The sequence below is a fragment of the Rhizobium sp. SVR5-2C genome (genome assembly GCF_056755115.1).
Window position 1 is genome coordinate 1 of sequence record NZ_JBNDHT010000195.1, and the last position, 9,325, is coordinate 9,325.

Consider the following 9,325-nt stretch of genomic DNA (forward strand, 5'->3'; position numbering starts at 1 on the left):
CCCCTGTTCCGCTCGAGCGTCGGTTTCGACCGGGTTTTCAATCTTCTGGAAAACGCCCAGCGTGCTCGCTCGATCAGCGATTGGCCGCCCTATGACATCGTCAAGACCGGCGATGACAGCTACCGCATTTCGATCGCGGTGGCCGGCTTCGAGCAGGATGATCTCGACATCACCTTCCAGTCCAATCTTTTGACCATCTCCGGCAAGAAGCAGGAGACGGCCAACGAAGGCTATCTGCATCGCGGTATCGCCGGCCGGCCATTCGAGCACCGTTTCGAACTCGCTGATCATGTCCGGGTGAACGGAGCGGATCTGAAGAACGGTCTCCTTTCGATCGAGCTCGTTCGCGAGATCCCGGAAGCCCTGAAGCCGCGAAAGATCGACATCCAGACTAATCCGGCCCTCGCACAACCGGCCGCCCCGGCCCAGATCGAAGCGCAGAAGGCCGCCTAATCAGAACTTTGGAGAAAGGGCGCCGCTGGGACGGCGCCCTATCAGACATTCCGGGTTGGGAAGGAGAGCGTCATGAAACCCGACATGTTCAAACAACCTGTGTCCATTCTTGTCGGACTTGGTTTTCCGGCCAAGGTCCGCAGCGTCATGGATGCCTACAGGCACCTTTGCGAATGGCCTGCTTCGCTCAGGGATACCGCGCACTCGGTAGCACTGAAGGCTTGTGGCGCGGCACTGCGCGGGGAGATAGAAGCAGAGACTGCGCGGGGCCTGTTTGCCGCGTTTGCCGAAAAGCACGATCTGCTGGCGCCGGAGATTGATACCATCGCGGCGTCTTACCTTCGGCGAGACAGAGATCCGCACGTGCGTTGAGGAGACTCGACATGCACGATGTGTCGCAGCAGGCGGCGAGCAATGCCATGGCAATGAGTCCGGCGATCTTGCTCCCGAGTATGCAGATAGACGAAATCCAGTCTGCGCTCAGAGAGCTCGACCGGCGGTACGATTTCTGATCTCGGCGATCTTCGGCTGCCGCCAGCCTCTGCGACGGGCCCAATGCCGGCATGACACGTGCAGGTGTGCAGCTCGGCTACAAATTCTAAGCACGCGATAGGGCCACCGCGTGCGTTACTCCCCGGGCGGCAGCCGGCGATAATTCGACGGCTGATGCTTCCGGCAATACCAGAGCGTGATCGCACTGCTGTCCTCAAGCTCAATACGGCGCGCGGAAAAACGCGGATGCGGTTTCAAGTGTTCTGCTTACGCCATTCGAGCTTCACGTGGGTTTGAAACTCTTTCGTATTGTCGAACTGTCTTTCTCCGTCTGGAAAATCGGCTATGACGGCCCCACTAGCAAACGACCGCCACGAGATGCCCCAGTACACGCCTGAATCGATTGGCGCCGTCATCTCGGAGTCGATCGGCTGCGACGAGTTTTCCTTATGCTTAGATGCCGCCTCAGCTTCGATCTTCGCTGCAATTGATGCGAGATAAGCTTTGTCACCGATGGTCATATAGTCTGAGGCAAGGCGGTCCAGGTATTCCACGCCGTAAGGACTGAGTTTCGCAACCGCAGTGTGTAGATCGGAATCGTATTCGACAAGCTTAAGCCATTTCGCTTTGTCATACTCCTTTGACGCAACCTGCGGCAAGATCGGCCCGAAAGTTGGTCCTCGGGCTGTGAAGTTATCCGCGCGCAGTATTGGATGTGAGAGGGCAAGGAACACAAGGGCGATCGAGAACAGAAAACAAAGGATAAACCATCCCGCTCCGCTTCGACCCTTTCCTTTTGCAACCACGTATCCTGCAAATCCAAACAAAATAGCTGCAATTAAAACAATGATGCAAATCAGCATCGATTTCCCCGGTAAGGCGTCGGCCACGGACTCTAATTTACGCTTTGGCATTGTACAATGTTTGATCACAGGTTGTGGTGGAAAGCGGCTAAACACTTTTGGAAAAGCGTACGATTGGCCTGCCATCCGCTCAGCGCGGTATATTGTTGTTTGCCGCTCGCTCTCCGCACCATTCGTTTCTACGCACGCCGGGCACTCTTGAGCGAAGCCTTCTTTGAGCAACATCTTGCCGATTTCTTCACCACTGGCGCGGTACATGTTCACCAGCGTCCGGTGCGAAGGTGTTGCGTCCACCGCGGCCGCGCCATCACCCGCGCGGAACGTCCGTACACGTGCCGTCCGCACGTCCTTGAGCCTAAACGGAGAGTATCATGACAAAGATATCTGATGTTCCAGCGCGTAGTTCGACTGAGCAATCACGCGTGAAGATCGCTTTCCGTCTCGCATATGCTCTTTGCGCGGTGGCGATAACTACCGTGATTGCGGTTGCAATTTTCGTTCTATTGGGCGCACACGGATAAGGCGCCGCGAAAGAGAACCGGAAATACAGCCAGACGCATGGGCGATGATCTGCTGTGAAAAGCAGTGATTCTTGTAACTTATCGTCGGCAAGTTCATCTCAGCGGAATTATCCTCCAAGCCTTAAGCTGCAGACGACATTACATCGCCAGGCAAATCTGGCGCCGGTAGGTAGGATGGTTATCCGGCGTCCCGAACCGCAATCGTGCAGAAGCGATCCGGCAGAAATACAGTCCGTTTCGCTGGATGCGGATGATGCCGACGACGGATGCTTTGTCTATATCGTACCTACCATCTTTGGTTGGCGAAAGCGGTGAGGAGCTTTTTGCTGTACCTGCGGCGCGATCTTTGTGCCGACCGATCAATCTAGCTGCGAAGGCCCGCTGCGGGAAAAGAGACGTGGACATGTCCAATGTGTCATTCGAACTCGATAGTCCAAACGGGTACCGCCTTTTGGGACGCATCGAGCAGCCGCAGGCAACCCCTCGGGGTTGGGCACTCCTTGCGCATTGTTTCACATGCGGAAAGGACAGCTTGGCGTCGGTGCGATTGGCACGGGCGCTCGCCCTCATCGGCATCGGAGTGCTCCGGTTCGACTTTGCCGGAATTGGATCCAGCGGCGGCTCATTTTCCGAGGGCACGTTTGCTGCCGATGTCGGTGATCTCGTCGCCGCCGGCGCAGCCATGGCGGAAGCCGGGATGGCGCCGACACTTCTCGTCGGACACAGTCTGGGCGGTGCAGCTGCACTGGCAGCTGCCGGCAGGATGCCCACGATCCGGGCCGTCGCAACGATCGGTGCGCCCTCCGATGTGGCGCACGTCCTCCATCAATTCACTCCCGAAAGTCTTACGCGCATCGAGAAAAGTGGTGAAGCCGAAGTGTACTTAGCTGACCGACCTTTCATCGTTCGCAAGACGTTCGTCGAGGATATCCGCCAGCACGATCTCGAAGCACACATTGCCCAACTGCATCGCCCTTTGTTGGTTCTGCATGCCCCACGTGATAGCACAGTGAGTATCGAAAATGCGTCCCGCATCTTCGCAGCGGCCAAGCATCCAAAGAGCTTCGTTTCGCTGGATGACGCGGACCATTTGCTCACCCGCCGCGCCGACGCCGACTATGCGGCAACGATCATCGCAGCCTGGGCGTCACGCTATCTCCCTTTGCTCGTCGATGATCTGCCGCAGGTCGAGGAAGCAACCGGCGTCGTCGCCGAGGAGACAGGTCACGGGCTCTATCAGCTTGCCATTCGGAGCGGTCCGCATCGGCTCCTTGCTGATGAGCCGGAGAACGCTGGTGGGACGGGAACTGGATTGTCGCCCTACGAGCTAATTTCGGCTGGCCTTGCCGCCTGTACAACGATGACGATGCGAATGTATGCTGAGCGCAAGGGATATCCCTTGGAGCACGCCCGAACGGTGGTGGTTCACTCCAAGCGTCCCGAAGAGACGCCTGCGGATCTTTTCGCCCGCACGGTAACCCTGGAGGGTCCGCTAGAGGAGGAGCAGCGCAAAGCCATACTTGCGATCGCGGACCGCTGTCCCGTCGATCTCACGCTCGTCCGGGGCGCTGATGTCAAAACCAGCCTCGTTCAAGACAATCTGACCATTGTCCCGACCCCGGCGATTAGAGACCGTGAGCCGCCGCGTCATTGACAGAGCCAGTCTTCCACATTCGGGCGCGCATGACCAACATCTCCGATCCCGGTCATGTTCCGTTGAGACAAGTTTTTGAGCTTGGACGTCTCGCATTTACATCCAATCCGGCAGCACGGTCAGCTCGTCACCTGTCTTCGCCGCTCCGGTAAGCCCGCGTATATGACGTAGTGGTGGCCTCGTGTGGAGGCGCTGAACTCGAGCGTTTGTCGTCAAATATTACGAATGCGGGTCCTCTTTGCTGGCGGCTACCAAGTCGAGCTCTCGATGAGCGCTCGGGCGAGGTGCCTCGCGGTTGCCAGCTATGTCACCCGACGATCTTGCAGAGATCGGCAAACATTCAGCGCTTGGACAAGCGCCGCTGGAGGATTGCTAGGCGCGTGAGCGAGATGGCCACAGAGCAGCGCTGCCCGTTGGTCAAGTTTCTTATTCGTGGCAGCTCCACTCGTCACCGCACGTCGCGATCGATATCGGGCCCCGGCCCCATCCCCGAACGGGCACGTGTGGGCACGGACGGACGATGATTGTCATCCATGCTCTGTCCCTCGATCACAGCGCGTTGCTTCACTATAAAGGCCGCGCACAATGTCATGAACGCGTTAACACGCGGGGTCCTTCGGATATCGGGATGGGTCAGCAACCAAAGGTTTGACGACAAAGACGGCTCGATTGGGCCGATGCGAACAAGCCCTGGGTGAAGATCGCCGAGCATGCACGGCAGATAACCGACACCGACATTTTCGGCAATCGCCGCTGCCGCCGCCTCAACAGAATCAACTCGATAGGCCGCTCTCGACTGAGACGGGTTACCGTCAATGAGCGCGTTGGCCTTTAGTACACAAAGCGCTCCGCCGAAACTGACCCAATTGATCGTAGGACAAAGATGGAGGGAGTCTGGACGGTCTCTCCAGACGCGATTGCAGCCGTATAGGGCCCAGCCGATGGAGGAGATCTTTTTGCCGATCAGGCTTTCCGGAGGCGCATCCGTTGCTCGCAGTGCGATGTCAGCTTCGCCGCGGGCCAAGTTGAGCGACGCGTTTCCGATGAGGACTTCCACAGTGATAGCGGAATAGGTTTTTCGGAATTCTGCAACCAATGGCGTCAGGATATGAAGCGCTAGCGAATCGCTGGTTGCGACCTTTACGTGACCGGAATATTTGTGAACACGGCCACTGATGCGGTGCGAAACGCTGACAATATCGAGTTCAAGTCGTTTGGCGAGCGCGATGACCTCGACGCCCGGCTCCGTAGCGACGTAGCCGGTCCTGCGCCGTTCGAACAAAGCTACGCCCAATATGGCTTCGATCTGAGTGAGCCGCCTTGCGATTGTGGAAGTGTTGACGCCTGTCATCGAGGCCGCCGACGCTAGACTCCCGGCGTCGCCGATTGCCTTGACAATGCGGAAGTCGTCCCAGGACAAACCATTGAGAACGTCACTGCGGATCACGATCAAAACTCAGTGCTAGTCAGGCTGCCTCGGGTGGTTCGAAATCATAAGATATCCTGCCGGCCGGCAGATAAAAGAGAGCTATAAGAGCGCCGCCCTTGACTTCTGGGTAGTGCCTGCTGCCAGGATCCGGTGCGGTCCAGCCGGCACCCTGCCATCCCTGCAAGCCCTTCAATTCGGCGCCTTCATCAAGTGGCACCACGAGGTTAAGCTCGCCATAGGGATGCCCATGATATTGGCCACGCAGTACATCCCCATCTTCGTTGTCGGGAAACGCCTGCGGCGCCTTACTATTCATATATACCGCGGTGATGCTGAAATGAAACGTGTCGGCCGACGGTTCTACGATGCGGCTGCGGCGATAATCCGAGCCGCTTACCTCCTGGTTCGCAGCCCATCCTTCCTCGACACCGAGCTTGATCAATCGCGCGAGATCCTTATAGAGCTGTGTCGATGGACCATAGGTCTCATTTAGCCACCTTTCCAGCTCGGCGCTCGGCGTCATGTCCTTCACAACTTTTAAGAAGTCCACGCTGCGGCGGATAAGTTCATCTCTATGGCTCATGGACCTGCTCCAAGTGTGAAGGCCGAACAGACGGCGGCAACTTTTCATGTAAGACAAACATACGGTCAACGCTGCCCACTGGAAGTGATATTCCATCAGTTGCATATGAATCAAATTCATATTGTGGTCTAGTGGTGCACCGTCATCATGGGGTTTTTCAATGAGCGATAAGTTCAGACGTCTGGATCTTAACCTGCTGCGCGTCTTTAATACGTTGATAGAAGAGGAGAGTGTTGTCAGAGCCAGCCGAAAGCTCAATCTTACACAGTCGGCCGTTAGCCATTCTCTCGCTCGCCTGCGCGATATTATAGGAGATGAGATCTTCGTGCGGCTCGGTTCACGAATGCAGCCGACGGAGCGCGCTCTGGAATTGGCTCCGGTGGTGCGAAACTCGCTCTATGCTCTTGAAGTCGCGATCGACGCCGGCACATTCGATCCGAGCACGTCCAATCGCACATTCACGGTTGCAGCAAACGATCTAACAACCATGGTCCTAATCCCCCGGATCTTGCAGACCCTCAAAAAAGAAGCGCCCTGCATAGATCTGGTTATTCGACCAGCAACTCGGATCGATTTGGCCGAGCAAATCGATCTTGGAAAGATCGACATTGCCATCGGAACATTCTCGACGATTGCAGGCCGCTTCCGGTCGGCGCCACTTTTTTCCTATGATGACGTTCTGATCACCGGGTTAGATATCGATCAACCATTGACCCTGGATGATTTGCAGCAACTGACACTTTGCGTGGTTTCCTTCGGCGCCGGTGAAGGAGAGGACGGATATCTGTCGGAACGTGGCTTGTCTCGTCGCTCTGATATGTTTGACAAGGCGGCGCTTGCAAAAGCCTATGCTTCCCGCGAGCAGATTCCGAGGATCGGGATTGTCCTGCCTCACTTCCTCGCGATCCCGGCTCTTCTGAGTGTTGGGGGATACGGAGCCATCGTGCCTCGGCAGTTGGGACGAGTCCTGAGAACGAACAACCAGGTGCACATGCACGAAATGCCTTTTCCGACGGCAGTTTTGGAGGTGAGCTCCTTGTGGCACGCAGGACAGAACAGAGACCCCGCCCACACGTGGTTGCGCCAAATTATTCATGATGCGAGTGAGTCTTTGCGCCATGAGAGTTGCGCCCAACTCGCGGCATTCCGGTCATAGCCGAATCTCGGACAGCATTCGCGCAAACGTGCACAATCGATTTGGCAATATTGCTGCTGGCTTTGATCGAATTCCTAACCGTAAACGAGTCCACATAGGAACTCATGTTCCGATCAGTCACGACAGCTGACCGGTCTAAACGTCGCGGCCCTCGGCTCGGATCGCCAAGACCCGACGCTTCGGGGCCCACGGGGAATAAACGCGATGACGGCGGCTGACGCGATTTATCAATCTGTAGGGAAGGCGGATCCAACCGAAGGCAGGGTCGGCGAGCCTGATGTTCCGAACCAGCCGGTCGTCGCGCCGGCGCCTCGGAGCTCAAAACGTTCTATAAGGCGGGGGGCGATTGCCCTCATCCGCGTTGCCATCATCCTGGTCGCCATATGCACCGCAGTCGTCGTACCGATGGGATGGGGCGAGTGGATAGCCAACAGGACGGATCAGAGAACGGACGACGCTTATCTCAAGGCCGATACATCCCCGATTAGTGCTCAGGTGAGTGGGCAGGTGAAAGCGGTCCTTGCTAAGGACTACCAGCGCGTCAAGGCTGGCGATGAGCTGATCCAGATCGACGACAGCGATTATATCGCACAGCTCGCACGCGCACAGGCCGCTGTTGGCAGTGCCAAGGCCACGATTCTCAACGCCGCCAGTCAAATCGTTCTGCAGCAAAAAATTATCGCGCAATCTGAAGCGGTGGTGGGCGAAGTCTTGGCCGACCGCGACCGGGCAAAAAGCGAGTACGACCGTCAGCAAACCGCCTCAAGCGAGGGCTGGACGACCGCACAGAAACGTGAAACCGCAGTGGCTGACCTTCGACGCTTCGAAGCTCAGCTTGTCGAGAAAAAGGCTGACGTAGACGCCCAACAGCATAAGATCGATGTGCTCCAGGCTCAAAAACAACAAGCGGAAGCCGATCTCGCCAGCCGCACGGCCGACCTCGATATCGCGCGGATCAATTTGGTTCGAACTCGCATATTCTCGCCTGTGGATGGTATCACAAGCGCCAGCAGAGTGCGCATCGGTCAATTCGTGTCGCCCGGGACGCGGGTCATCGAGGTCGTGCCTTTGCCCCACCTCTATGTCCTTGCCAACTACAAAGAAACCCAGCTGTCCCGCATCCGATCGGGACAGTCGGCCACGCTGACCATCGATGCGTTTCCAGGGCGCACCCTGACCGGGCGTGTCGTTGACGTTTCACCCGCAAGCGGGTCTGAATTTGCACTCCTACCGCCGGACAATGCGACCGGCAACTTTACAAAGGTGGCGCAACGGATCGCGGTCAGGATTGAGATCGACGATTCAGATGGCCTGACCGATTTGCTTCGCCCCGGAATGTCGGTCGTTCCCACCATTCACACCGATCAGACAGCCGAAAGACAGAGCAACTGAAAGGCCTGTGGCATTGGCAACGACCGACGATAGAATCAGATCGGCTGGATTGCCAGCTGTGCTCGGCCTGTCAGACTGGAAAGCGTTCGTTGCCGTAGTGTCGGTGCTTGTCGGCACGTTTACGGCAGTCCTAAGTTCCCGTCTCACCGACGTCGGTCTCGTGGACCTGCGAGGCAGCCTGGGGATCAGCTTCGATGAGGCATCTTGGATCACTACCGCTTATGTTGTGGCTGAAGCGACTGCTGTGCCGGCGACAATCTGGATGCGCCAGCTGCTTTCGCCGGTTCGCTGCATCGTGATCGGGGCGGCGATCTTTTCAGTCCTTTCGGTGCTTGCACCACTTAGTCCATCCCTCGGCATTCTGCTAACCATCCAGGCATTAAGGGGCTTCAGCGCCGGAGTTCTCATTCCAATGACTTATGGCGTGATCATGCGACATGCGTCTCAACAGCGGAGGCTGATTTGGCTGGCGCTCTATGCAATGGTTTCCGGTGTCACGCCGAGCTTCTCTGTCAGTCTTGAGGCTATCATCGTCGATCACCTCTCATGGCGCTATCTGTTCTGGTTGAATCTCATACCTGCCTCACTTACAATTTTTGCAGCAGCATATGGCTTGAAACCGGACCCTGTGAAGTACATGCGCCTGCGCAGACCTGACTTGTTCGGTCTTCTTACCTTATCTCTTGGCATCGGAGCCCTTGTTGCTGCGCTCGATCAAGGAAATAGATTGGATTGGCTCAGTTCCGGCCTGATTGTCGGTCTCGTTGGAGCTGCGTTCATTC

General features: G+C 56.9%; 10 protein-coding genes. 7 read left to right on the forward strand and 3 right to left on the reverse strand.

Features of this window, described 5'->3' with window-relative positions; all coding sequences use genetic code 11:
- The 3 genes from ACPYOI_RS32860 to ACPYOI_RS32870 form a co-directional block, all read left to right on the forward strand.
- The coding region (locus ACPYOI_RS32860) for an Hsp20 family protein (RefSeq protein ID WP_481423943.1) at window positions 1-453 on the forward strand (453 nt) is incomplete at its 5' end.
- Window positions 454-525: 72 nt separating this feature from the next.
- Window positions 526-825, forward strand: coding sequence for a DUF982 domain-containing protein (locus ACPYOI_RS32865; RefSeq protein WP_481423944.1), 300 nt, complete (start codon window positions 526-528; stop codon window positions 823-825).
- Window positions 826-836: 11 nt separating this feature from the next.
- On the forward strand, window positions 837-965 hold the full coding sequence (locus ACPYOI_RS32870) for a hypothetical protein (RefSeq protein ID WP_481423945.1): 129 nt from the start codon (window positions 837-839) through the stop codon (window positions 963-965).
- Window positions 966-1,199: 234 nt separating this feature from the next.
- Here ACPYOI_RS32870 and ACPYOI_RS32875 read toward each other — a convergent pair whose 3' ends face one another.
- Window positions 1,200-2,066, reverse strand: coding sequence for a hypothetical protein (locus ACPYOI_RS32875; protein WP_481423946.1), 867 nt, complete (start codon window positions 2,064-2,066; stop codon window positions 1,200-1,202).
- Window positions 2,067-2,732: 666 nt separating this feature from the next.
- Here ACPYOI_RS32875 and ACPYOI_RS32880 point away from each other — a divergent pair.
- The gene (locus tag ACPYOI_RS32880) at window positions 2,733-3,983 is read left to right on the forward strand and encodes a bifunctional alpha/beta hydrolase/OsmC family protein (protein WP_481423947.1); all 1,251 of its coding nucleotides are present in this window, start codon (window positions 2,733-2,735) and stop codon (window positions 3,981-3,983) included.
- Window positions 3,984-4,431: 448 nt separating this feature from the next.
- Here the strand turns inward: ACPYOI_RS32880 and ACPYOI_RS32885 are convergent, their stop codons facing one another.
- Window positions 4,432-5,430 carry a LysR family transcriptional regulator gene (locus tag ACPYOI_RS32885; RefSeq protein ID WP_481423948.1) on the reverse strand — a complete coding sequence of 333 codons (999 nt, stop codon included), beginning with the start codon at window positions 5,428-5,430 and terminating at the stop codon, window positions 4,432-4,434.
- A 19-nt stretch (window positions 5,431-5,449) separates the two neighbouring features.
- The gene (locus ACPYOI_RS32890; RefSeq protein ID WP_481423949.1) at window positions 5,450-5,995 is read right to left on the reverse strand and encodes a 4-hydroxylaminobenzoate lyase; all 546 of its coding nucleotides are present in this window, start codon (window positions 5,993-5,995) and stop codon (window positions 5,450-5,452) included.
- A gap of 160 nt (window positions 5,996-6,155) precedes the next feature.
- Here ACPYOI_RS32890 and ACPYOI_RS32895 point away from each other — a divergent pair, with 160 nt between their 5' ends.
- The 3 genes from ACPYOI_RS32895 to ACPYOI_RS32905 all read left to right on the forward strand — a co-directional run.
- The gene (locus ACPYOI_RS32895; RefSeq protein ID WP_481423950.1) at window positions 6,156-7,151 is read left to right on the forward strand and encodes a LysR family transcriptional regulator; all 996 of its coding nucleotides are present in this window, start codon (window positions 6,156-6,158) and stop codon (window positions 7,149-7,151) included.
- Window positions 7,152-7,355: 204 nt separating this feature from the next.
- Entirely contained in the window at window positions 7,356-8,543 is a 1,188-nt protein-coding gene (locus ACPYOI_RS32900) for an HlyD family secretion protein (protein ID WP_481423951.1), read from the forward strand.
- 13 nt (window positions 8,544-8,556) lie between these two features.
- Window positions 8,557-9,325: MFS transporter (locus tag ACPYOI_RS32905; protein WP_481423952.1), on the forward strand; the 769-nt coding region annotated here is incomplete at its 3' end.

Coding starts and splice junctions, on each gene's coding strand:
- ACPYOI_RS32890 (WP_481423949.1), bottom strand. CDS start 5,995: ATGAGCCATAGAGATGAACTTATCCGCCGCAGCGTGGACTTCTTAAAA.
- ACPYOI_RS32895 (WP_481423950.1), top strand. CDS start 6,156: ATGAGCGATAAGTTCAGACGTCTGGATCTTAACCTGCTGCGCGTCTTT.
- ACPYOI_RS32870 (WP_481423945.1), top strand. CDS start 837: ATGCACGATGTGTCGCAGCAGGCGGCGAGCAATGCCATGGCAATGAGT.
- ACPYOI_RS32900 (WP_481423951.1), top strand. CDS start 7,356: ATGACGGCGGCTGACGCGATTTATCAATCTGTAGGGAAGGCGGATCCA.
- ACPYOI_RS32880 (WP_481423947.1), top strand. CDS start 2,733: ATGTCCAATGTGTCATTCGAACTCGATAGTCCAAACGGGTACCGCCTT.
- ACPYOI_RS32875 (WP_481423946.1), bottom strand. CDS start 2,066: ATGTACCGCGCCAGTGGTGAAGAAATCGGCAAGATGTTGCTCAAAGAA.
- ACPYOI_RS32865 (WP_481423944.1), top strand. CDS start 526: ATGAAACCCGACATGTTCAAACAACCTGTGTCCATTCTTGTCGGACTT.